We start from the raw sequence: 21,668 nt of genomic DNA, 5'->3' as shown, positions 1-21,668 counted from the left end.
TGTCCTAGATTAGATATAGCATTTGCCGAGTAACCTTCGCCTTAAGTCAATGAAACGGTGTAACCTGCCTGAATGCTGGCTTTTACATCTACTAGACGCTGATTGCGGCTGCCCCGGAAGGGAAGGGTCAGGTCCTTTTGCTGTTCTACAAAGCGACCATCCACAATCACATCGCACAAAAGTGCTAGCTCTTGTCGCTCCTGATCTGTGAGTAGATCTTCATAAACAAAGCCAGTGTAAGCCCACACGGTTCGGTCGGGACAGGCCGCACGGAAGTCACGCACAAATTGCGAGCATTCTGCTGCTGAGAAAAACGGGTCTCCCCCGCAGAGAGTCAGTCCATCCAACAACGGATTATCCATGATGTCACGAATGACTTCCTGTTGTCGTTGGGGTGTGAATGGCTCACCTGCACGGAAGCTCCACGACGCTGGATTAAAGCATCCGGGACAGGCATGACGGCAACCGCTAATGAACACGACGGTGCGCAGGCCGTATCCTTCGTTCAGAGATTCCGGAATGTAGCCACACAAATTCACTTATGTTTCACCCGATCTCGAACTTCTGCTTGTTTTGCAGCATTAAAGCGAACGGTATAATCCCCTGTCAGATATCCGGTTACCCGACGTAAGCGCTGAAAGTGTGTGTGCTCCTCATCTGTGCCACATTGGGGGCAGCTTGTCCCGATAATCCCTTCATAACCGCATTCCGTACAACGATCCACCGGATGGTTGATGGAGAAGTAGCCGATATTCTGATGCAGCGCGTATTGAACAATTTTAAGAAACGCATCCGGGTTATTCCGCGCATTACCGTCCAGCTCAATGTATGATATCGCACCAGCGTTGCATAGGTTATGGAACGGAGCTTCCAAGCTGATTTTACGAGCAGCCGGGAGCGTGTAATACACGGGAATATGAAAAGAATTCGTGTAATATTCTCGATCATTCACCTCAGGAATAATCCCGAAATCACGTTGATCCAGCAAGGTGAACTTGCCCGACAGACCTTCGGCAGGCGTAGCGAACAATGTAATATTCAAATTGTGATATTCACTCATTCGATCGCAATACACGCGCATAGAAGTGATGATTCGCTGTGCCTCGCGGTATACGAAATCATCCTCCCCGTGGTGTTTCCCGTATAGTGCCTTCATGCACTCAGCCAGTCCGATGAATCCGATCGAAAGCGTACCGTGTTTTAGTATGCTTCCCACCTTATCATCTGGCTCTAGTTGTTCTCCACCTTCCCATACCCCTTCGCGCATCATAAAGTCCGAGGCTTTGGCCGGCTGGCTGGTCTGGATTTGATAGCGATGGATTAAGCCATCCACCGCAATGCGCATAACTTCTTCTAGTCTCGCATCAAAGCGATCACGGTCAGGTGTCAGGCGTTTGCCTGTGCAAATACCATACTCAATGCCAAGCCGCACCAGATTAATGGTATTGAAGGAGAGATTTCCCTTACCACTCTGCCGATTTCTACCGAAACGGTCAGAAATGGTGCGGGTACGGCAACCCATTGTCGCTATAATGGTATCCGGGTCATCAGCACGGTAAAAAGGCAGGTTAAAGGTGGCATCCACATTCACAAAATTGGGATACATCCGTCTGCTAGAGCATTCTACCGCCCGTAAGAACAAATCATAATTGACGTCGCCTTCTGCCTGATTGATTCCCTCTTTGCATTGGAAAATATGCTGTGGAAAAATAGGAGTTTCCCCGCTACCCAAGCCGCGAATCGTGGCCTCCAGCAGCGATTGAGTAACAAGCCGTCCCTCAGCAGACGTGCACATTCCGTAATTCAGTGAAGTGAATGGAATCTGTCCACCTGCGCGACTGCTCATGGTGTTCAGGTTATGAATGAGCGATTCAGCAGCCTGTCGGGTTTCCGTCTCCGTCTCTTCGCGAGCGAATGCGTATGAACGAGGGCAGACTTCTTGCAAATGGGGATTGGCCATATGTAGCTCATCGTCAGTCAGACTGGATTCTATCTCTTCCTCGAACAGCCGAAGTCCCTTGCGCAGATGCTTGCGGAAGGACCGGGCAACGTATGGGGCAAGGTCCCAATCTATTTTATTGGCGGAGACACCTCCGAATTGGCTATTTTGCTGAGACTGGAATATGATGGCAACTAGTGCCATAGCGGACATAATCGTTTGCGGTGTGCGTACAGAGCCATTGCCTGTATTGAATCCGTCTTGTAGTAACCGGCCAAAAGGGATAAAGATACAATTCGTAGTTCCGAGTGCGTATTGGTCCAAATCGTGAACATATACATATCCGTGATCAATCGCGTTCGTCAGTTCGGGCGGAAGTACCCGCAGGCGCGCATACCATTTGGCATACTCGGACCCAAGCTTGCTCATTTTGCCGCTGAACGATTCTCCATTCAAATTTGCATTCTCCCGCAGCATGTCCAGATCTTGTGCCCCAATGACCCGCTCGCCGATGTCGTATAATTGATGTTCCTCCAGCACCTTCATCGTAAAACCCTCCATATAGTAAAATATATATATTTTTCACAAAAACAACATATTGATGATATCTAGTGATAACCAATTGTTTCGATCTATATATTGTATATACGTATACATCGGGAGTATGTGACTATTGTCACATTGGCAAGGGCGGCCGACACGAAAAAGCCAGGTATAGAGTAAGGGGCACATCCGTAGATATGCGCCTTACTCTATACCTGGCAATCGAAGTTGTGACAAAAAAATGAATAGGGTCGTCGGTACATTGTGTATGATTTTGGGATATAGATTTAGAAGGTTTAGAGTAGCTTTTTCAACTGGGACACCCGGCCTTGGGAGATATCGAGCATTTCTGCATACACTTTTTGTGGCAGGTTCGGGTGATCCTGAATTAGCTTGCGAAGCTTTTTTACCATTTCACCTTGCTGCACTCTGGATTGCTTGGGCTGCCACGTTGTGTTGTTTCGGATCGGCTGGGTATGTTCTTGAGCCTGGATAGCATCATTGCTTGTGGCATGCACATTTTCATCGGTCTTTAATAATTGAATGCAATCAGCGCAGATAAAGCTGTCCCGAAAATAAGTTAAGTGATCCACCGCGCCGCAAAATTTGCAGGAGACACCCGTGTATTTTCTTAATACAAATCCTTCTTCATCTACGAAGAATTCAAGCGAATCACCGATATTGATATCCATTGTGGTGCGCATTTCCTTAGGGAGTACAATTCGCCCCAATTGATCCAGGGGCCTTGTCATTCCGGTATTTTTCATCAGCGCTTCCTCCTTCAATGATATATCCTGATTATACCAAAAAATATTATTTTTAGCTTTGTATATTGAAGGTAAAATGCAACTTTTTTTGTCTTTATGCTGCGACTCTCTTTCATCCAGTATAGGATATTTTCGGTATTGTTGCCGGGATACTCCTTTTTAGCTATGATATATAAAACGCTTTCATGTATGCCTTTTCATTATATTCTTAAAATGGGATAAGGAGATGACGGATATGAGTCATGAAACAACGGATATCGAATATTTATATCAAGATCCGAAGATTCATCTGGATGAGCGTGTACGGGATCTCGTGTCGCGACTAACCTTGGAGGAAAAGATCGAATCCATGTTGCAATACCAGCCGGCCATTGACCGATTGGGAGTCGCAGCTTACAAGCACGGTACGGAAGCGGCACACGGGATAGCATGGTTGGGTGAGGCGACTTCATTTCCTCAGCCAGTAGGATTGGCATGTACTTGGGATACGGAGTTAATGCGTCAAATCGGATCTGTTATCGCAGATGAGGCGCGTGTCTACTATCGTCGTGATCCTAAATTAAACGGTCTGACCCTGTGGGCACCTACGGTGGATATGGAGCGTGACCCAAGATGGGGACGCAATGAGGAAGCTTACGGCGAAGATCCGTATTTGACGGGAGAGCTGTCGAAGGAGTTAGTCAAGGGGATACAGGGCGATCATCCGGTATATTTGAAAGCGGTTGCCACTTTAAAACATTTTCTGGGTAACAATAATGAAGTGGATCGGGGAAGTGGCTCCTCCAGTATAGATCCACGAAACCTGCGAGAATATTACCTAAGAGCCTTTGAGAAGCCTTTTATGGAAGGCCGCGCCCAGTCGATGATGACTTCCTACAACCTGATTAATGGAACGCCTGCTACGTTATATCATGGGGTTAACGATATTGTCAGGGACGAATGGGGGATGGACGGCTTTGTCGTAAGTGATGCGGGTGATGTCATGGGGATTGTCAACGATCATCAGTATTACGATTCCCACACGCCAGGTGTGGCCGAATCTATTCGGGCGGGAATTGACAGCATTACAGATGATGCGGAGCTCTCCAAGCGGGCGATTCGAGAAGCTTTGGCGCAAGGATCGCTGCAAGAAGAAGACTTGGATCGGGCATTGTTTCATACGTTCCGTGTCCGTTTTCGGTTGGGGGAATTTGATCCGGCTGCAGACAACCCCTATGCCTCGATCGGAGAGGAAGCTCTCATGACAGAGCAAGCCCGTGAATTGTCGTTGCGTGCGGCGAGGGAGCAGATCGTATTGCTTAAAAATGAGCATGAACTCTTGCCATTGGACCCTGCCCGGTGTGGCAAAGTAGCGGTCATTGGTACGCATGGCAATGAGGTGTACCGCGACTGGTATTCCGGTACGCTGCCCTACCGGGTTACACCGCTGGAGGCGATTCGTACCAAGCTGGAAGGCGAGGACGAGAAGGAACGCGTCGTGTACCGTGATGCCAAGGATCGCGTGACCTTGACGGCGGCGAATGACGGATCGAAGCTCGCAGTTGATTCTTCTGGTGAGATGCGCCTATCCCAGGATGGAGACCCAACGGTATTGACCATGACGGATTGGGGCTATGGCAGTGTGACGTTACATGATGAGCATCTGGGTACTTATGTGACGAGTGATGAAATAACGCTCCGTGTGACAGCTGATGAAGCGTATGGCTGGTATGTCAAAGAGGTCTTTGGGCTGACTCCTGTTGGACAAGGAGAGCATCTGTGGACGACATGGAATGGAAAACCAGTCATTGCCGGAACAGAGGGCTCATTAAAGGTAGTGGAGGCTGAAAAATCCGTACTTAACGCTGTAGAGTGTAACGCCTCGACAGCCTCGACAGTTTCAGGACAGAGCCATACAACATTCCAGGTAGAGACGGTGTCAGATGGTTTAGCGGAAGCGATAGCCGCTGCGCAAGCGGCAGATACAGCCATTGTATTTGTTGGAAATCACCCGCTCATCAATGGAAAGGAAGAGAATGATCGCCCAGGCTTGGAACTGGCAGCTTCCCAGCAACGGCTTATCGAGGAAGTGTATCGCGTCAATCCGAATACGATTGTGGTTCTGACGGGTAGCTATCCATTTGCCATCCCTTGGGTTCAGGAGCATATTCCAGCGATCGTATACACGTCTCATGCGGGACAAGAGCATGGTACGGCAATAGCGGATGTGTTATTTGGAGATTACGCGCCAGCGGGGCGTTTGAACATGACCTGGGTTCAGAGCGAGGATCAATTGGGCGACATCAAAGATTACGATATTATTCGCGGTGGTCGTACCTATCAATATTTTGAAGGTGAATCCTTGTATCCATTTGGCCATGGATTGACGTATTCGCCTTTTGAATATAGTGACCTGCGTACAGATGCCCTGAAGGATAGCGTAACATCTATTGCTGCACTGGATGCAGTGGATACGCTCCAGGTGTGGGTAGAGGTGACGAATCGGGGCGTAGCTGCTGGTGAAGAGGTTGTGCAACTCTATGTACGGCCTGGTGCCTCACGAGTAAAGCGACCATTGAAGACATTGTGCGGTTTTCAACGTATTCGCTTAGAGGCAGGTGAGACGCGAACGGTTTCCTTTACGATTCGGATGAAGGATTGGGCGATCTGGGATGTTACGCGGGATTGCTATTGCGTTGAATCGGGTGAATATACACTGCTGGCGGGTGCTTCCTCAGCGGATATCCGATTGGAGCACCCTGTGTACGTTCGAGGCGAAGTCATTCCACCACGCCAAGCCGGACGAAGTATCCGCGCTGAAAACTTCGATGATTGCTCCGACATCGTACTAGATGAAAGCAAGGAGCAAAAGGAGGCCTGTGTACGTCCGCGCGCACCTCAACGTTCTGGTTGGATTGCCTTTCATGGCGTAGACATGGATACGGTGAGTGTGGCCGAGCTTCAGTGCCGTGTGTCAGGCAACAGCAGTGATGCCACAATTGAGCTGTGTTTGGATGCACCCGATAGTGAAGCCGTGGCACGTGTGAACGTGGGCAATACAGGAGGGGCACAAGCTTGGGTTACACTCTCCGAAGCGGTACATTCAGTCTCTGGCATACGTGATGTATATCTGTTGTTGAGCGGGGAAGTGCGGTTAGCTCATTTTATTTTGGATGATCATGCTACAGAGGATTCCGGCTTTCAGGCTTGAACTTACTTCTGACATCACGTACAATGCATTCAACGAAGTTTCTACAGCTTAGGGGTGTCATCTCATTTGAATAGTGAAAAAAGACTACGCACCGCAACGCCCAGATGGCTTGGGGTGGCGGTAAAGGCGCTTGTCTACTTGGAAAAGCACGGAGAACTCTGTGCCAGCGGTTCTATTGCCCGTTCCATTGACTGCGAAGTCACTTTGGTGCGCAGGGTGCTGACGCGACTTGTACAGGCAGATTTGATTGCAGCACGAGAAGGTCGTGAGGGAGGCTATGTGCTTACCCGTTCGGCCGACCATATTACACTTGCCGATATATACCACGCCATTGAAATATGTGATCCAATTTTCCCGGGTATGATGCATGAACCGGAAACCAATCCTTTTTGTGAGGAGTTGGCGATAGCCGTATCCGAAATTTTAGCCGAGAGCGAACGACGTATGCTGGAAGTATGGGGGGCCCATACGCTGGCTTCGCTTGCCAAGCGTACATCACTCGTGGTGGGGAAATGCAATCATAATGAAGATTCAAAATGATAATAGCCGATACAACTCTCAAAAGAGGGTTGTATCGGCTATTTCTATGAAATGGTCATGCCTCAAATTATATTTCATATGAGCAAACCCGGTTACGTCCTGCATTTTTAGCTTCGTATAGAGCTTTATCTGCCTGCTCCAATAGGGCTGCCCCGGACATATCTTCCCCGGTACCTGGAAAGGTTGTCACGCCGATGGACACGGTGACTTTAAGAATAAACCCGTCCGCTAAAACAAACTCATACTGATTTACTCCGCTAAGAATTTGATTAGCTATGCGAAGTGCTTGCCGAAAAGCGCAATTCGGCAAGAGTACGGTGAATTCTTCTCCCCCGCTGCGGGTGACTACATCATTAGGACGACATTTTTCCATTAAAATCTGTCCAAGCTGGCGCAGCACTGCATCTCCTGCGGCATGTCCGTAGGTATCGTTGACTTCCTTGAAGTGATCAATATCCAACACCAGTACGGATAAATGCTCATGACGTTGGCGAGCTTGAGGGAGCTTCTCTTCCAATGAGAACTCAAGCTGCCTTCTGTTGCTTAAATTAGTGAGATGGTCTGTGTAGGAGGTATGCTCCAGACGAAGTAACAGCTCATTGGATGTGTTGATAGATTCAGCAATGAGGTACAGAAGACATCCGCCGACCATGGAAATGAAGAATTGGAGCGGATACACGTGCAGAACATCATCAAGATTTTTCAAATTAATCATAAGGGGACAGAATATAATGCCCAAAGCAAAAACGTTCATAATCATCAGCTTGGGTAAACGTGACCAGGACAGATGTGACAATAAAGCGCACCCCAGGCCAACGAGTATCATAAAAATAGCGCCTACGATGGCTTGATCGTTAATACCAAACAGCAATAATCTACCTATACATATAAACAGAGTAGCCGTGAGCGCTGCTGGGCCGCCGATGTAAGTGGCGGTAGCTACGATGGCCAGATGACGAAGATCGGCAATCGTATTAAATCCTACTGGAATTGAATAGTACATCATGACAATGCCGTAGCACCCAAAAAGGGCGCCTCCAATCCAATGCATCTTACGCTTCAAGGTGTGCAGACGGATTTTATATCTTTGTGATATGAGGCCGGTTATGTACAAAAAGGTGACAAGGATACAGGTATTTACAAAAAACGTACTGAACAAGATGTTAACCCTCCCGAGAGGCATATTTCTTCATTTTATCAAAAAAACTGACATTAAGCTTGCAAATGAAGAATTTATTGAAATTTATTACGCGGGTACGCTTATAACGTTTCGTTCACGTATTTGGTGCATAACTGGGAATAGATTGAGCATACTCCAAAGATACAAGAATAAGGAAAAATGGGCGGTATCTATTGCTGCCTTACTGGAGATGAGGTTTGCTCATGATTCGCTATCCCTATCGCAAACATAATAAAAAGTCGGGTGCGGGTAAGAACAATGGAAATTCTCCGCGCTATCTAAAAATCGATACTTGTTTGGAAACCAACTTGCAGCAAATTAAGAAATTGACGTCAGATAGCCCAGACTTTCTGATGCGTCGCTTTAAATTGGGGCTGAGGGCGGAGGTTCCCGCCGCTATTGTGTTTCTAGATAGTATGGCTAAAACGGATACGGTGAATGAACTCATCATGAGATCCATGCTTAGCCGCCCATCTGCTGAAGTGGCTGCTGAGGCGGAGAATGCAGAAGCGCTGTACGTAAGAATACAGAGTCATGCGCTTGCACTGGGAGAAGTGAAGGACTGCGATGATTGGAGTTCCATGATGGAACAACTGTTAATGGGGGACACGATCATCTTATTGGAAGGCTGCGAAAAAGCGATTGCGTGCGGCACGCGTGGGGGAGAGACACGCGCAGTCAGCGAGCCAACAACACAGACAGTCGTCAGAGGACCGAAAGAGGGATTTGTAGAATCCCTATTCACGAATATTTCTCTGGTCCGGCGACGGATTAAAAGCTCCGATCTTACACTGGAGATGTTCCAAGTGGGAAGCACGTCTCTCACGAATGTGGCCATGCTGTACATGAAGAACATTGCAAATCCAGGCGTCGTAGATGAGGTTCGTAAACGGATAGAAAACATCAATATTGACGCTATATTTGAGTCCGGCATGGTTGAGGAGATGATACAAGAAAATCATTTCACACCATTCCCAACGATTTTTAACACGGAAAGACCCGACACCATCAGCAGCAATATTATGGAGGGCCGAGTGGCGCTCATCGTAGACGGGACTCCGTTTGTACTGGTGATGCCTACAGTATTTGCCCAATTTTTTCAGAGTTCTTCGGATTATGAAGAGCGTTACGATATGGCGACTGTTGTTCGGCTCATTAGATATATCAGCTTCATTATTCTTATTCTAGGGCCTTCTCTCTACATTGCCTTAACAACATACCATTATGAAATGATACCGACTCCACTACTGATCAGCATATTGGCTCAGCGGGAATCCGTTCCTTTTCCGGCATTTCTAGAGGCGTTTATTTTGGAGATTACCTTTGAGATTTTGCGTGAGGCGGGTATTCGAATGCCGCGTGCGGGTGGTCAAACGGTTTCCGTTATAGGAGCGCTTGTGTTGGGTCAAGCGGCCGTGGAAGCCGGAGTCGTCACCCCGCTGCTCACAATTGTAGTAGCCCTGACGGGAATAGCCAGTTTCGCAATCCCAGCCTATAACATGGCAGTGGCCGGGAGATTGTGCCGGTTTATTTTCATGATACTGTCAGCGTTTATGGGGCTATACGGCATTACATTGGGGTTGATTGCGCTGATTGCTCATATGAACAGTCTGAGTTCTTTCGGGGTGCCCTACATGGCGCCTTTCAGCCCTTTTGTGCTGGAGAGTCAAAAGGATGCCGTATTGCGACTCCCGTTCTGGATGATGAGGAAGCGTCCTAAAAGCATTACATCTAAGAACCAGAAAAGAATGAAGGATGGAAGCGGGATTTCCTCTTCTGATAAAACCACACCGATGCAGGAGGGGGGCAATCAGGGTGTATCAGCGGAAGAGGAATGAACAAAGTGCAGTAACTTTTAAGAGGAGAATAGGGGGGCTGTGTTTGGTTTTACTACTGTTCGCTCCCTTGTTATCCGGTTGCTGGGATTCTGTGGAGTTAAACCAGAGAGCAGTAGTAGCTGGGATAGGAATTGATTTGGTTGGGGAGTCGGATTATGAGGTTTCCCTACAGGTGATCGTAGCAGATGAAATCGCCGGAGCCAAAGCGAGAGGAGATACTCCAGTCGTTTTGTATCGGGAAAAGGGAAAAAATCTGTTTCAAGCGCTCCGCAGAGCCTCACAAAGGGTTCCGCGGATCATTTCTTTGGCGCATACCAAACTGATCGTTATTGGTGAAAAGCTGGCACGGGCTGGAATCGGCGATATGATGGATTCTCTGGAAAGGTCTACAGAAATCCGGCTGCCGGTGAAAATGCTGGTGGCACGCGGTAATACTGGGAAGGATGTACTGGCAATCATGACCGCAATCGGTCGTATTCCCGCCAATGATATTTCAGGAAAGCTGGAAACATCGGAGCGTTTGTATGCCGGGGATTACGCGGTGACTATCGACGATGTGATTCGCAGCATGTCTCATAAGGGTGGCGGTCCTGTGCTGACGGGCATAGGGGTCAATGGGAATTTAGAGCAGGCCTCAAGCAAGAACAATGTGGACAATATTTTACCGAAAGCTATTGTTCATATTAAGGGAATGGGGGTGTTCAAAAAGGATCGGCTTGTCCGCTGGTTGGATGATGATCAGGCCATTGGACTGTCTATGATCAACAACAAGGTGAAAGGTGCCCAAACAACACTGAGCTGCGGTAAGGATAGGGAAACCATTGGCATCGAAACCTTGTTCTCTTCAACCAATATACACACACGGATGGAGCAAGGGGAGCCTGTTTTTGTGATTAACCTAAAACAGACCGGGGCGGTACAGGAAGCCGAGTGCTCGATTAACTTACAAAGTCCGGAGGCGATGAAAAGACTGCAGGAGAAATGGACAGAGGAGACGAAAAAAGTGATCACTTCAACAGTCAGAGAGGTTCAGCGTACCCGTAGCGATGTAATAGGCTTTGGCCTTGCGCTGGAGAGGAGCTATCCCAAACAATGGAAAAGACTCTCTTCCGAATGGAGCCGTAATTTTGCGGAAAGCACCGTCCGTATTCAAGTGACTTCTGTACTGAAACACACTCAGTCGCGGACTAACCCATACTCCAAGGGGGAATCAGACTAGTGAAAATAGAGCAAGGAGGGAAGGCCATGAAAAAAAAGACACGGATAGGTGCAAAAGAGATGATCTCTCTTATGGTGTTGTTTGAGATGGGCACATCCATGATGTCTATTCCCGGAAGGAATGCGGGCAAGGATGCGTGGATCGCCATCCTCATTTCCACGGTTTTGGGGGCAATGCTTTTTGTATGCTATGGCAGCCTTCACCGACGTTTTCCCGACTTGCTAATGACACAGTACTGCAGAACCCTTTTGGGCAAGAAAGCAGGGAGTGCGCTTGCTTTTTTATATATCGTGTTTTTTCTTTACGGCGGAGCACGGGATCTTCGGGACACGGGGATCCTGATTGCCGACCGGACGCTTCAGCATACGCCGTTGACAGTCATTTGTGCCTTAATGATTGGACTTGTCATGTATGTGGTGTATTTGGGAATCGAGGTTGCAGGCCGGACGGCCATTATCATGTTAATTTTGCTGCTACTGCTGGGCCTGGCTACGAATATATTAATTTTGTTGGCAGGCATTGTAGATGTCGGCAATATATTGCCCATAGCCGAGCATGGCTGGCAGCCGATATGGCAAGTTGTTTATTCGCAAGCCGTGATGCTACCGTACGGCGAGATGGTTACGTTTGCGATGATTCTCCCCACATTAAAAAAAGGCTATCGTGCCAATGGGGTAGGGGTCTCTGCTATATTGCTGGGAGGGCTGCTCCTGTCTATTGTTACACTGTCCAATGTGCTTGCACTGGGGGAAGATGTGTTCAAACGGGCGACTTACCCGCTGCTCTCGATGATCAGCAAGGTCGAAATATCTGATTTTATCGACAGAGTCGATGTCATCGGCGTTATGAGCGTTATTATCTTTGATTTTTTTAAAATTTTCATCTTCTATTATGCCGCGGTTAAAGCCGCAGAGGATGTATTGAGAGTGTCTTACCATAAACTGATCCTGCCATTTGGGATTATCATGTTAGTCTCTTGTGTATTGATGGCACTGAGCTATCAAGATCACCTTCAAACAGGCGAGTTAGTGCTGAAATGGCTGTTTCCGATATTTGCCGTGTTTTTTCCTATCTTGCTGCTAATCGTGTCGTGGCTGAGAAAGACCCGGAATAAAAAAGGAGAGGAAAATGTCTCATGAGTCATCGTCTTGCCGACAAAAAATACATCGGTACCGGTCAAATGCTCATTTTGATGTTCCATTTTATTCTGGGAGATGTGGTCATTATTAATATGGATAGTGAATATGAACGGAATACATGGATTGCCACTTTGAATTTGGACGACTGTCCCTCATCTATATTCATCCATTATTTGTTTGCGTTTTCCCTTGTTTATTCTTTCTGATGGCTCTGTTGCGGAGAATCAGAGGAAGAAGTAGGAACTTTGAGGAAACGTGACCATTGTGAGAACAGGAAGCGAAATGCGTTTCCTCTTGGCTTTTTGCCCACATTTATAAAGAACACTATAAGCATTCCTGCCAGGACGACATATTCTGATGGTCGCATAGTGAAAAAAGCCAATGAAATAGGCTCCCAAGGATGATGAACACCAGAAAGCCATTTTATCGATATACTTGTTCCGAGCATTAGCAGCATAAAGAGCGTGAATATCCACACTATCTTCATAAAATATCCCTCCGATTATAAATAAGCTAAGCATGTACTCCTGTATACATTGTGTTGCAAAGCCGTTCAATTTATCCGATACCATTGACTTGAAATAAATTAAGATTTATACTTATTCTAAATTGATCTTTAATATGATTGTAAGTTTGTAATTAATATAATCTGCGTTGGTTAAGGGAGGTGCGGTATGAGAACTTTAAATTTAACTTCGCAGCGCCAAGCGGTATATGATGTGGTTCGTGAAGCTCACGATCATCCTACTGCGGCCGATGTTATGAATCGGTTGATGGAGCGCGGATATAATCTGGCCTATGGAACGGTATATAATTCACTGCGTTATTTGACGGATAAGGAATTAATCCGTGAATTGAAGCTGGGGGAAGCTGCGAGTCGCTATGACGGGCGGATGGACGATCATCAGCATATTATTTGTCAGGTATGCGGCCGAGTAGATGAAGTGATGAGTGAAGTCCCACATGATTGGATTGACACGGTTGCGCATGAAACGGGGTATAATATTGCCCATGCCCATGTCGTATTCGGAGGAGTGTGTAAGGAATGTCAAAGCAAGCGAATCAGATAACAAATCGTTTCAAAGTGGCTGACATGCCTAGACGGGTGAAGGGCAGTTGGACATCGATGTTAGCTGCTCCCTCTACACCTACGGTGCAGACCGTTCCTTCCAATGAGCCCTTGTATTGTCCAACTACACGTCGTATCATTCTGATCAGTTCGGTACCGGGTGTAGTTCACGGGTTGGTGCGTACGCTGTCAGATGCGTGTTTTGATGTGATGGTTTTCCATCGCTGGGAACCTGAAGTGCAGCGTCATCTGGGAAGCGATCTCTTGATTTACGATTTGACCGCTACCGAACCACAGAGTGAATTACTGGATATTCGCAATCGTCTTGAGGTAGAACACATGAAAGACACACCAGTTATGTACGTGGTTCAGGATCGGGTGTCTGTACATGCTCATGAGCTGCTTCCTTCAGAAGAGGTGCTGGTGTGGCCGCTGGCTTCCAATCATATGGTGCATGACATTGAACGGATGATTGTACGCCATCCTGCCACTTCCCGTCAGGCAGCGCAAGCCAGCCGTCGTACGGTATTCAAGGACATCTGGATTGACCGAGATAAAATGCTGGTATATAAAGAAGAGAGTCAATTGAATCTGACTAAAACAGAATACGATTTGCTGCTGAAGCTGATTGATGCTCAAGGCAAAGTGATCTCCCGCGAGCAAATGATGCACGATATCTGGGAGACAGATTTTGTAGGCGGCAGCAACGTTGTAGATGTGCATGTCAAAAGTTTGCGCAAGAAGCTGGATGATCGGCCTGCAGAACCTGAATATATTGCAACCGTAAGAGGTGTAGGATACAGATTGGCAGATTGAGCTGAAAGTTATGAATACCGATGAATTTCCGCCGGATGGAGACATTCGGCGGTTTGTATATGATTCCATGAAGAAACTGACATTAGGTGTGACGGTTGACTTTGTCAGGAGATATACACTACAATCGGTAGTGTGAGGTGCTTCTTATGAAACGACTGAATTTTAAAGCTGGCGAAACCGGGCTTAACCGATTTTTCGGACCTCTGGAAGCCAAAATTATGGATATTTTATGGTCCACTTCGGATCGGAGTATCAAAGAAGTGCAGACCGCGTTGGAGGGGGATCGAGACTTTAACTTCAATACGGTAATGACCGTGATGAACCGTTTAGTGGAAAAGGGAATACTGAGTAAGAGTATACGTGGGAGAACGTCTTTATATCGTCCAGTTTTAAGCAGGGAAGAGTTCATGGATGAGCAATCCAAGGGACTGAGTCACGAATTGGTGGACGAATTTGGTCCGCTTGCTGTCAATCATATGATTGATGCTCTGGAGGTGGCCGATCCGAAGTTGATCGAACGTCTGGAACAAAAAATTAAACAATGGAAAAAGGATATGTAGCGATGTGGAAAACACGTTCTAAATTACTGTTTACAGCAGGCGCCTTGATTTCGGGTTTCGCCCTTATACAGATGGGTATGTACGCCGGGCAGCATGTTTTCGGCTGGAAATTGAATTATAACGTGTTTCAAATTTGCAGAAGTTTGTTACAGCATTACGGAATCGGCTACATGGTGGATGCGCTCAGCGGGCTGGTTTTCGTTACCTTCGCTATCGCCGGAGGAGAAGCAGTCAGACAGTGTATGGCTACCAGGGCAGCTTTTCGCAGACTGCACCGAATGCGTGACCTGCCGCTGACCGAAGCACTGGGTGAACGATATCGTGAACTCGGGACCGATCGGATATGGGTCATTGATTATGCCAAGCCAGCCGCCTTCACCATGGGATTATGGAAGCCACGTATTGTATTGTCCTCTGCACTATTGTCTGTACTGGACAAACACGAAGAAGAAGCTGTCATATACCATGAAGCCTATCATATGAAACATTATGATCCGTTGAAGACCTGGTTGCTGCAAGTATGTGCTAAACAGCTGTTTTACTTGCCGGTGCTACGTCACATTACCCATCATTATAAGACGGCCCGTGAAATTTTGGCTGATAACGAAGCGATTCATCGAGCGGGTTCACCAGTTGGGATTGGGAGCGCATTGCTCAAGCTTCTGAGTATGACGCCTGCCAATACTCGCCTGGTAAACTCCGCCGCTTGTTCCTCGTTTGCAGAAACGTCCATTAACTATCGTATCTCACGTATTTTAGACCCTCAGCAAGAACCTGTCATTCGGATGCCTTGGCGTTCGATTATGTTTTCCAGCTATGTGCTAGTGATGTTGACACTTATGTTTGCACTGGCGCTAATCTAAGTTTGGCAAGATGTTTCCCTACAGGTGGCGCTTTTTGCGCTACCGATTCTCAATGTGTAATACACTACAATGTGTAGTTTGTTGCAGGATTTTTATACAATTTAAAAGGAGATGAGCAAATGAATCAAACGCTTATGAATATTGGATTATTGTTGGTACGGATTTTTACAGGGGTTATTTTTATCGTTCACGGTGCACAAAAGTTTCAGGGACTAGACGGAACCTCCGGCTTCTTCCAAAGTATCGGACTCCCTGGCTGGATGGCTCCTGTGGTCGCTGCGGTTGAACTGGTTGGGGGTATTGCACTGGTTCTGGGAATCGGAACACGACTGGCTGGAGCGGCATTGACCATCGTTATGATCGGTGTATTGCTAACGGCTAAAAAAGGACAGCCTTTTGGCTCGATTGAATTTGATCTGCTGATTCTGTTCACCAGTCTTCAGCAAGCGCTTGTCGGTGGACGTTTTCTGGCAGTGGATCAGTTATTTGGCCGTAAAAAGGCTGAAAACAGTAACATACAGGTCTAAATGTTCATAAAACCGCGTCCTTAGTATCATAGGACGCGGTTTTTGTTTTTCTCCTTTGTGAAATTTCATTGTAAATCATTTGCTACTTTCAACCGATATAACTAACACGGAATGTAATTCAAATATATCGTTTTATAAGCAAAGGGGAAAAAACATGGGAACAACGCGAAAGAAAAAAACTATATGGACACTCAGGAACAAGCTAAGTTTAGGCTTTTTGCTTGTTTTGCTGATTCCGAGCTTAAGTATTTCCAGTGCGACCTATAAATCATCATATAATGCTATGGAAAAACAGCTCCACAGCAGTGCGAATCAGGGGGTAGCGACGGCTAACTCGATTATTGAATATGCAATCGCCAGTAAAATCGAAGATGTGGGATATTTGGCAGAACGACTTGACAGTTCGATGATTGATGGTCGAAATAGCCCCTTGATTCAGCCCAAGCTGATCCAATACAAGGGTTTGCACGGAGATGCGATGGATGTTTTCGTCGGTACACCAGAGGGCTTGATGATCCGGGGGGTGCCCAAGGAGGATGAAGGGACTTTTGATCCTCGCACACGCCCATGGTACATCGAAGCGATGAAGCAGCCCGGTAAGGTTGCAATTACGCCTGTTATCATTAATTCATCGGGTATTCCTGTTGTCGTAGTATCTCAGACGCTTTCCGACAAGTCCGGGGTTATCGGGATTTCTCTAAATCTGGAAAGTGTACGTAAACTGGCCTCCATCAAAGTGGGCCAGGAGGGGTATATCATTATTTTGGATCATACGAAGAAATTTGTAGTCCATCCTACGGCTAAACCGGGCTCATCTCCACAGGAGAAAGTGCTTGATACGTTGTATACTGCGCCGAGCGGGAACTTTAAATATATGCATGAAGGTCACGAAAAATATTTGACCTATGTAACGAATACGGATACTGGTTGGAAAATTGCGGGTACCTTCTATCAATCCGAGATTAGCGATGCCACGGCTGCCATGCGTTATGTAACCATTTTTGTGCTGGCTGGCTCATTGGTGATTGCGCTACTCGCGATTTTCCTGATCACCCGTTCTGTTCTGGTACCAATTCGTAAGCTGCAAAAATCAGCAGAACGAATCAGTGAAGGAGATTTGACGGGCGATTTGGAAACCGGAAAAACGGATGAGGTGGGCGAATTGTCTTCTCACTTCCAAACCATGGTCGACAGTTTGCGTACGATGATTCGAAGCGTACACGAAACGACAGATCGGGTAAGTTCTTCAGCGGAGGAGCTGGCTGCGGGTGCAGATCAGACAACCCAAGCGATTGAGCATGTCACCATTGCTATCCAGGAAGTAGCTGTGGGCAGCGAACGTCAGGTGCAGAGCGTTAAGCACGGTTCTGTAAATATGGAGGAGCTTGCTCAGCAAGCAGCGAACGTATCCGAGCGTATGGTGGGCGTATCTGAACATGTGAAGATGAACGCCGAGTCGGCTCAGGAAGGCAGTAAGGCTGCTACGCAGGCTGTACAGAAGATGCATGACATCGACGAGACCGTTAACGATCTCGGACAGGCCATGGACTCTCTCAATGAGCGTTCCGGTGAAATCGTGAATATTATCAGCGTTATATCCGGTATTGCCAAACAGACCAATCTGTTAGCTCTGAATGCGTCCATTGAGGCTGCACGCGCTGGGGATCATGGTAAGGGATTTGCCGTGGTCGCTACGGAGGTGCGTAAGCTGGCTGAGGAATCAGCAAAGTCGGCTACTTTGATCTCGGAGCGCATTGAAGCGATGCAGGTGGATATGAATCATGCTCTGGGCGCTATGCATCAAGCGCGGACACGGGTGACGGAAGGCATTGATTCGGTAACCACGTCTGAGCAATCCTTTGCGGAAATCAGCCAAGCCGTGGAACGAGCTATGGGGCATATCAATGACATTACGGGAGTGACTCAGGAAATGGCACGAGGGACTGTAGGTGTCGTAGATATTATGAGCGATATTGCCCACATTTCGGACGAGGCAGCGAGCAACACCGAGTCGATCTCAGCAGCAGCTGAGCAACAGCTTGCTTCTATTGAGGAAATTGCTTCATCTACAGCGGACCTGAGCCAAATGGCAGAGGAATTGCGCGAACTAGTTGGACGTTTTCAGGTTGAAGGAAAATCCTAAAATGATAAAAAGCGCCCGGATACAGGAGATTGTACTCTGTATCCAGGCGCTTTTTTAATGTTTTTAGCATAATTTTTGGTTTGCAGAGTTAGAAGTTAACGTTGGAAGGACTTGCGGCGGTCCAGACGGAAACGGACATCCCGTGAGTCGGAAGGACGCAGCGAACTTCTCTGAAACATATTGTTCAGAATCAGTGCGAAAATGACTAACACTGTCCCATATAGTTCAAAACGGCTAATGGCATAACCTTGGAAGTACATGAGTACCAGCGTGGTAATCGGTACAAAGTTAATAAATAGAATTCCGTTCAGTGGAGATAGCTTTCGGATTCCGGCATTCCAGCTAAGCAGGGCCGCTAACCCTGGAAGCAGGATCATAAAGCTCATTTCGTATTTAACTGACCACACAGCCTGCCAGTCCGGCACCACAATCCCGTTGAAAGCAGAGGCAAATGTGACGACTACGAAGGAGACGAGAGTTCCGAGCAGGCAGGTTAGGGTTGAATACCGAAGAGTAGACCATCCTGCAAAATGGCTGCCTCCCATGGAATATACGACCCATCCGACGACGCCTACGAAAATAAGCAGCAGCGGTAGCAAATGTTGTCCGGCAAGTGTGAAAAAGGTCCATTTTCCGTTCGTGATCACCAGTAAAGCCCCGGCCAGCGCAATCACCATGCTGATTAGTGTATATCTCGGAGGCATTTTACGGGTCATGACCCACACCATCGCAATAGAAATCATCGGCATTAGCACTTCCATTATAGAGGCAACCAGAGTGCCTGCTGCCCCCATCGCGTGCTGTCCCTGGAAAACGGCCATATTATAAATGGTGAATCCCATGGTCCCGAAGAATAACAACGTCTTGCCCTTGCCCTCAAAGCGAAATGCAGTCCTTCCCTCTTTGAGCCACAATAGTACGACTAAAATGAGTGTAACCGATAAATAGCGCAAAAATGAAAAGTACAGTGGATTGATGTGTTGTAATGCAATGTGCGAAACCGGAAACATCGCCCCCCAGGACATACTGGCGATTAGGCATAATAAAGATCCGGTCATGATTTGTCTGTTCATGGTGTGCAAAAGCTCCTCCTTGCCGGTCTCAGCGGACATATCTTATGGACAACATCATAAAGGATGGGAAGCTGTTGGTAAAATGATTGAAAATAAACATTATGATCATTTAAAATGATAATAAGTGACAAGGCGCGTCAATTTTGATGGCCCCTTACCCTTCACAATAAGGAGGAGCAGTAGTGGATCTGAACGATTTAAACATTTTCCAGACGGTGGCTGCGCATGGCAGTGTCAGCAAGGCCGCAGCCGAGCTTAGTTATGTCCAGTCCAATGTAACGGCCAGAATCAAGCTGCTCGAAAAGGAACTGCAAACACCTTTATTTAATAGACATAAGCGGGGAATGATCCTCAATGCCGAGGGCAAGCGTCTGCTGCAATATACGAAAAGCATTTTATCGCAATTTGAGGAAATGAAACATGCGTTTCAGAATACCTCTGCACCTTCGGGGGTACTGGAGATTGGCATTGTGGAGACTGTCATTGCCCTCCCGGCCATTTTACATGCTTACTATAGCAAGTACCCGGATGTCGAGTTGTCCCTCAAGGCTGGGGTTACAGAGTCTCTGGTGCAGGAGGTTGCAGAAATGCGGCTGGATGGAGCCTTTGTGACCGGGCCGGTCAAGCATCCGCTCATTGAACAGTTTGATGTATTTCAGGAAAAGCTGGTCCTTGTATCCCAAGGAGATGATTTTTCCGTTGAGGATCTCACGACTCGTCCGCTTCTCTTATATAAAAAAGGCTGCGGCTACCGGGGACGGCTGGAAACCTGGCTCAAAATGGAAGGAATTATTCCCAAACAGATTATGGAGTTTGGGACATTTGAGACGATTATCGGCAGTGTGGCGGCTGGTATTGGAATGACCGTATTTCCCGAATCTTCGATCAGCGGGCTGGTGTCTCAAGGCCTTGTGTGCGGTCATGCAATGCCTGAGCCGTACAATGAAGTAACAACGGTGTTTATCCGACGTAAGGAAGCCTTTGTTACCAGTACCTTGCAGTCTTTTATAGATGAGATTATCACTCAGACAGAGGCGTAGCTTTATCGCTTGGGCTCGGGTACAATGAGAGGGATTTGATCTCATTTTTCTTCCTGAAGGAGGGCTATTATGTTTACAATATATCCGGCGGCTTCCCGATTCAGCTTCGATAAGGGCTGGCTGCGGGGGAGTCACAGCTTTTCATTCGCGGAGTATCAGGATGAGAACAATACAGCGTTTGGTCCTATGCGTGTCTGTAATGACGATGTCATCACACCGGGACGGGGCTTTGGGGCGCATCCGCACAGTGATATGGAGATTGTTTCGATTGTGCTGTATGGGGAACTGCGTCATGAAGACAACCGTGGACATGTAGCAGTGACCCGTTTTGGAGGCATTCAGCGAATGTCAGCGGGCCACGGCATCATTCATACGGAGCACAACGCATCACAAACGGAGGATGTCAGTCTGCTGCAATTGTGGTTTAGCCCGCATACGAGAGGACTGAAACCGTCATATGAGGCCACAGCGTTCAATCCTGAGCGTCTGCACGGTCAGCTTCTGCCTGTCGTTGCCGGAAAACGTGTACCGGGCACAGAGGGTGAAATTGCTGCAATCAACCAGGATTTAACGATTTATTTAAGCAAGCTTCAGCCTGGAGAGCAAGTAGAATTCACACAGGCCGAGGGGCGACGCGTGTTCCTGTTCGTCATTGAAGGCTCACTGCGTGTGAACGGTGAACATATTCTGCAAGGGCGCGATTCAGCTCGTATTGAGCAGGAGCCAAAGCTAGCACTGGAAGCAGAGGAGTCTGCTTTTTATATGTTGATTGATTTGCCCTAAAAGGAGGTGCGCACATGGCGCAGCAGGAAACATGGCTGATCAAGCATGCCGTCACGGGACGTAGCTTTGCTGACAGCCGCAAGCAGGTTTTCGATTGCCGTTTGGAATCGGTGGACGGCGTGTTTCGCTTCACGCTTCAAGGGCTGCCGCGTGGGACGGCGGAGGCGATTGTGCGTTATAGCGGGGAGTTGAACGTATTTCGTTTTGTAACGCCGGTAGATGATGGACCCGTGGTGAAGCATTGGTATTACGTCACTCCGGAAAGCGTGGAATATCATGATCAGACAGATGAGCTTACGTTCAAAGCTGGTTCTGAGATTGAATACCATCCCGAGGAGTATTGGGGAGATTAATCATTCCTTTATCATAAATCTTCAGATATATAATGGATTTTTCGAAGGCCCTGCATCATTGCAGGGTCTTTTTGTTATCCGTTCAA

Annotated in this window: 21 protein-coding genes; 15 read left to right on the top strand and 6 right to left on the bottom strand. The window is 47.4% G+C overall.

Features of this window, described 5'->3' with window-relative positions:
- Nucleotides 1-41: 41 nt before the first annotated feature.
- From nrdG to MKY75_RS23395, 3 genes are all read right to left on the bottom strand, one after another.
- Entirely contained in the window at nt 42-539 is a 498-nt protein-coding gene (gene nrdG, locus MKY75_RS23405) for an anaerobic ribonucleoside-triphosphate reductase activating protein (protein WP_039271699.1), read from the bottom strand.
- Nucleotides 536-2,485 carry an anaerobic ribonucleoside triphosphate reductase gene (locus tag MKY75_RS23400; protein WP_340886703.1) on the bottom strand — a complete coding sequence of 650 codons (1,950 nt, stop codon included), beginning with the start codon at nt 2,483-2,485 and terminating at the stop codon, nt 536-538. Before MKY75_RS23400 ends, nrdG begins: the two co-directional genes overlap by 4 nt.
- Before the next feature lie 293 nt (nt 2,486-2,778).
- Nucleotides 2,779-3,249 carry an AbrB/MazE/SpoVT family DNA-binding domain-containing protein gene (locus MKY75_RS23395; RefSeq protein ID WP_029518613.1) on the bottom strand — a complete coding sequence of 157 codons (471 nt, stop codon included), beginning with the start codon at nt 3,247-3,249 and terminating at the stop codon, nt 2,779-2,781.
- Nucleotides 3,250-3,484: 235 nt separating this feature from the next.
- Here MKY75_RS23395 and MKY75_RS23390 point away from each other — a divergent pair, with 235 nt between their 5' ends.
- Together MKY75_RS23390 and MKY75_RS23385 are read left to right on the top strand one after the other, a co-directional pair.
- The gene (locus tag MKY75_RS23390; RefSeq protein WP_340886701.1) at nt 3,485-6,439 is read left to right on the top strand and encodes a glycoside hydrolase family 3 C-terminal domain-containing protein; all 2,955 of its coding nucleotides are present in this window, start codon (nt 3,485-3,487) and stop codon (nt 6,437-6,439) included.
- Between the two features lie 66 nt (nt 6,440-6,505).
- Nucleotides 6,506-6,979, top strand: a complete 474-nt coding sequence (locus MKY75_RS23385) for an Rrf2 family transcriptional regulator (protein ID WP_029518611.1) — start codon at nt 6,506-6,508, stop codon at nt 6,977-6,979.
- A gap of 67 nt (nt 6,980-7,046) precedes the next feature.
- Here the strand turns inward: MKY75_RS23385 and MKY75_RS23380 are convergent, their stop codons facing one another.
- Nucleotides 7,047-8,138 (bottom strand): GGDEF domain-containing protein, encoded by a 1,092-nt coding sequence (locus tag MKY75_RS23380; RefSeq protein ID WP_209947722.1) that lies wholly within the window; start codon nt 8,136-8,138, stop codon nt 7,047-7,049.
- Between the two features lie 224 nt (nt 8,139-8,362).
- Between MKY75_RS23380 and MKY75_RS23375 the strand changes: the two genes are divergently transcribed.
- Genes MKY75_RS23375 through MKY75_RS23360 form a run of 4 tightly spaced genes read left to right on the top strand, consistent with a single transcriptional unit; the run spans nt 8,363 to nt 12,561 of the window.
- The gene (locus MKY75_RS23375; RefSeq protein WP_029518609.1) at nt 8,363-9,997 is read left to right on the top strand and encodes a spore germination protein; all 1,635 of its coding nucleotides are present in this window, start codon (nt 8,363-8,365) and stop codon (nt 9,995-9,997) included.
- Between the two features lie 43 nt (nt 9,998-10,040).
- Nucleotides 10,041-11,216 carry a Ger(x)C family spore germination protein gene (locus tag MKY75_RS23370; RefSeq protein WP_245248899.1) on the top strand — a complete coding sequence of 392 codons (1,176 nt, stop codon included), beginning with the start codon at nt 10,041-10,043 and terminating at the stop codon, nt 11,214-11,216.
- Between the two features lie 26 nt (nt 11,217-11,242).
- On the top strand, nt 11,243-12,355 hold the full coding sequence (locus MKY75_RS23365; protein ID WP_029518607.1) for a GerAB/ArcD/ProY family transporter: 1,113 nt from the start codon (nt 11,243-11,245) through the stop codon (nt 12,353-12,355).
- On the top strand, nt 12,352-12,561 hold the full coding sequence (locus MKY75_RS23360) for a hypothetical protein (RefSeq protein WP_029518606.1): 210 nt from the start codon (nt 12,352-12,354) through the stop codon (nt 12,559-12,561). The genes MKY75_RS23365 and MKY75_RS23360 overlap by 4 nt, the downstream gene beginning before the upstream one ends.
- Here the strand turns inward: MKY75_RS23360 and MKY75_RS23355 are convergent.
- Nucleotides 12,549-12,842 (bottom strand): hypothetical protein, encoded by a 294-nt coding sequence (locus MKY75_RS23355; RefSeq protein ID WP_049817035.1) that lies wholly within the window; start codon nt 12,840-12,842, stop codon nt 12,549-12,551. The two genes, MKY75_RS23360 and MKY75_RS23355, sit on opposite strands and share 13 nt — an antisense overlap.
- 187 nt (nt 12,843-13,029) lie before the next feature.
- Between MKY75_RS23355 and MKY75_RS23350 the strand changes: the two genes are divergently transcribed.
- The 6 genes from MKY75_RS23350 (at nt 13,030) to MKY75_RS23325 (ending at nt 18,333) form a co-directional block, all read left to right on the top strand.
- On the top strand, nt 13,030-13,425 hold the full coding sequence (locus MKY75_RS23350; RefSeq protein ID WP_023990809.1) for a Fur family transcriptional regulator: 396 nt from the start codon (nt 13,030-13,032) through the stop codon (nt 13,423-13,425).
- Entirely contained in the window at nt 13,401-14,240 is an 840-nt protein-coding gene (locus MKY75_RS23345; protein ID WP_025720336.1) for a response regulator transcription factor, read from the top strand. Before MKY75_RS23350 ends, MKY75_RS23345 begins: the two co-directional genes overlap by 25 nt.
- Nucleotides 14,241-14,386: 146 nt before the next feature.
- Nucleotides 14,387-14,800, top strand: coding sequence for a BlaI/MecI/CopY family transcriptional regulator (locus MKY75_RS23340; protein WP_013312429.1), 414 nt, complete (start codon nt 14,387-14,389; stop codon nt 14,798-14,800).
- Between the two features lie 2 nt (nt 14,801-14,802).
- Nucleotides 14,803-15,663 carry a M56 family metallopeptidase gene (locus MKY75_RS23335; RefSeq protein ID WP_340886697.1) on the top strand — a complete coding sequence of 287 codons (861 nt, stop codon included), beginning with the start codon at nt 14,803-14,805 and terminating at the stop codon, nt 15,661-15,663.
- Nucleotides 15,664-15,782: 119 nt separating this feature from the next.
- Nucleotides 15,783-16,190, top strand: coding sequence for a DoxX family protein (locus MKY75_RS23330; RefSeq protein ID WP_340886695.1), 408 nt, complete (start codon nt 15,783-15,785; stop codon nt 16,188-16,190).
- Nucleotides 16,191-16,344: 154 nt separating this feature from the next.
- On the top strand, nt 16,345-18,333 hold the full coding sequence (locus tag MKY75_RS23325; RefSeq protein ID WP_340886691.1) for a methyl-accepting chemotaxis protein: 1,989 nt from the start codon (nt 16,345-16,347) through the stop codon (nt 18,331-18,333).
- Nucleotides 18,334-18,428: 95 nt separating this feature from the next.
- Here MKY75_RS23325 and MKY75_RS23320 read toward each other — a convergent pair whose 3' ends face one another.
- The gene (locus tag MKY75_RS23320; protein WP_245248900.1) at nt 18,429-19,406 is read right to left on the bottom strand and encodes a DMT family transporter; all 978 of its coding nucleotides are present in this window, start codon (nt 19,404-19,406) and stop codon (nt 18,429-18,431) included.
- A gap of 182 nt (nt 19,407-19,588) precedes the next feature.
- Between MKY75_RS23320 and MKY75_RS23315 the strand changes: the two genes are divergently transcribed.
- From MKY75_RS23315 to MKY75_RS23305, 3 genes are all read left to right on the top strand, one after another.
- Nucleotides 19,589-20,446 carry a LysR family transcriptional regulator gene (locus tag MKY75_RS23315; protein ID WP_039271679.1) on the top strand — a complete coding sequence of 286 codons (858 nt, stop codon included), beginning with the start codon at nt 19,589-19,591 and terminating at the stop codon, nt 20,444-20,446.
- Nucleotides 20,447-20,515: 69 nt separating this feature from the next.
- Nucleotides 20,516-21,229 carry a pirin family protein gene (locus tag MKY75_RS23310; RefSeq protein WP_069012100.1) on the top strand — a complete coding sequence of 238 codons (714 nt, stop codon included), beginning with the start codon at nt 20,516-20,518 and terminating at the stop codon, nt 21,227-21,229.
- A 14-nt stretch (nt 21,230-21,243) separates the two neighbouring features.
- Nucleotides 21,244-21,582 (top strand): hypothetical protein, encoded by a 339-nt coding sequence (locus MKY75_RS23305; RefSeq protein WP_069012102.1) that lies wholly within the window; start codon nt 21,244-21,246, stop codon nt 21,580-21,582.
- Nucleotides 21,583-21,668 lie beyond the last annotated feature (86 nt).

Origin of the sequence: Paenibacillus sp. FSL L8-0663 (genome assembly GCF_038008125.1) — a bacterium.
Lineage (GTDB): Bacteria > Bacillota > Bacilli > Paenibacillales > Paenibacillaceae > Paenibacillus > Paenibacillus polymyxa_D.
Note: the sequence above shows the minus strand (reverse complement) of the source record. Positions and strands in the feature narration are given on the sequence as shown.

Coding starts and splice junctions, on each gene's coding strand:
- MKY75_RS23310 (WP_069012100.1), top strand. CDS start 20,516: ATGTTTACAATATATCCGGCGGCTTCCCGATTCAGCTTCGATAAGGGC.
- MKY75_RS23355 (WP_049817035.1), bottom strand. CDS start 12,842: ATGAAGATAGTGTGGATATTCACGCTCTTTATGCTGCTAATGCTCGGA.
- MKY75_RS23400 (WP_340886703.1), bottom strand. CDS start 2,485: ATGAAGGTGCTGGAGGAACATCAATTATACGACATCGGCGAGCGGGTC.
- MKY75_RS23305 (WP_069012102.1), top strand. CDS start 21,244: ATGGCGCAGCAGGAAACATGGCTGATCAAGCATGCCGTCACGGGACGT.
- MKY75_RS23340 (WP_013312429.1), top strand. CDS start 14,387: ATGAAACGACTGAATTTTAAAGCTGGCGAAACCGGGCTTAACCGATTT.
- MKY75_RS23390 (WP_340886701.1), top strand. CDS start 3,485: ATGAGTCATGAAACAACGGATATCGAATATTTATATCAAGATCCGAAG.
- MKY75_RS23330 (WP_340886695.1), top strand. CDS start 15,783: ATGAATCAAACGCTTATGAATATTGGATTATTGTTGGTACGGATTTTT.
- MKY75_RS23350 (WP_023990809.1), top strand. CDS start 13,030: ATGAGAACTTTAAATTTAACTTCGCAGCGCCAAGCGGTATATGATGTG.
- MKY75_RS23345 (WP_025720336.1), top strand. CDS start 13,401: ATGTCAAAGCAAGCGAATCAGATAACAAATCGTTTCAAAGTGGCTGAC.
- MKY75_RS23360 (WP_029518606.1), top strand. CDS start 12,352: ATGAGTCATCGTCTTGCCGACAAAAAATACATCGGTACCGGTCAAATG.
- MKY75_RS23375 (WP_029518609.1), top strand. CDS start 8,363: ATGATTCGCTATCCCTATCGCAAACATAATAAAAAGTCGGGTGCGGGT.
- MKY75_RS23325 (WP_340886691.1), top strand. CDS start 16,345: ATGGGAACAACGCGAAAGAAAAAAACTATATGGACACTCAGGAACAAG.
- MKY75_RS23320 (WP_245248900.1), bottom strand. CDS start 19,406: ATGAACAGACAAATCATGACCGGATCTTTATTATGCCTAATCGCCAGT.
- MKY75_RS23365 (WP_029518607.1), top strand. CDS start 11,243: ATGAAAAAAAAGACACGGATAGGTGCAAAAGAGATGATCTCTCTTATG.
- MKY75_RS23395 (WP_029518613.1), bottom strand. CDS start 3,249: ATGAAAAATACCGGAATGACAAGGCCCCTGGATCAATTGGGGCGAATT.
- MKY75_RS23335 (WP_340886697.1), top strand. CDS start 14,803: ATGTGGAAAACACGTTCTAAATTACTGTTTACAGCAGGCGCCTTGATT.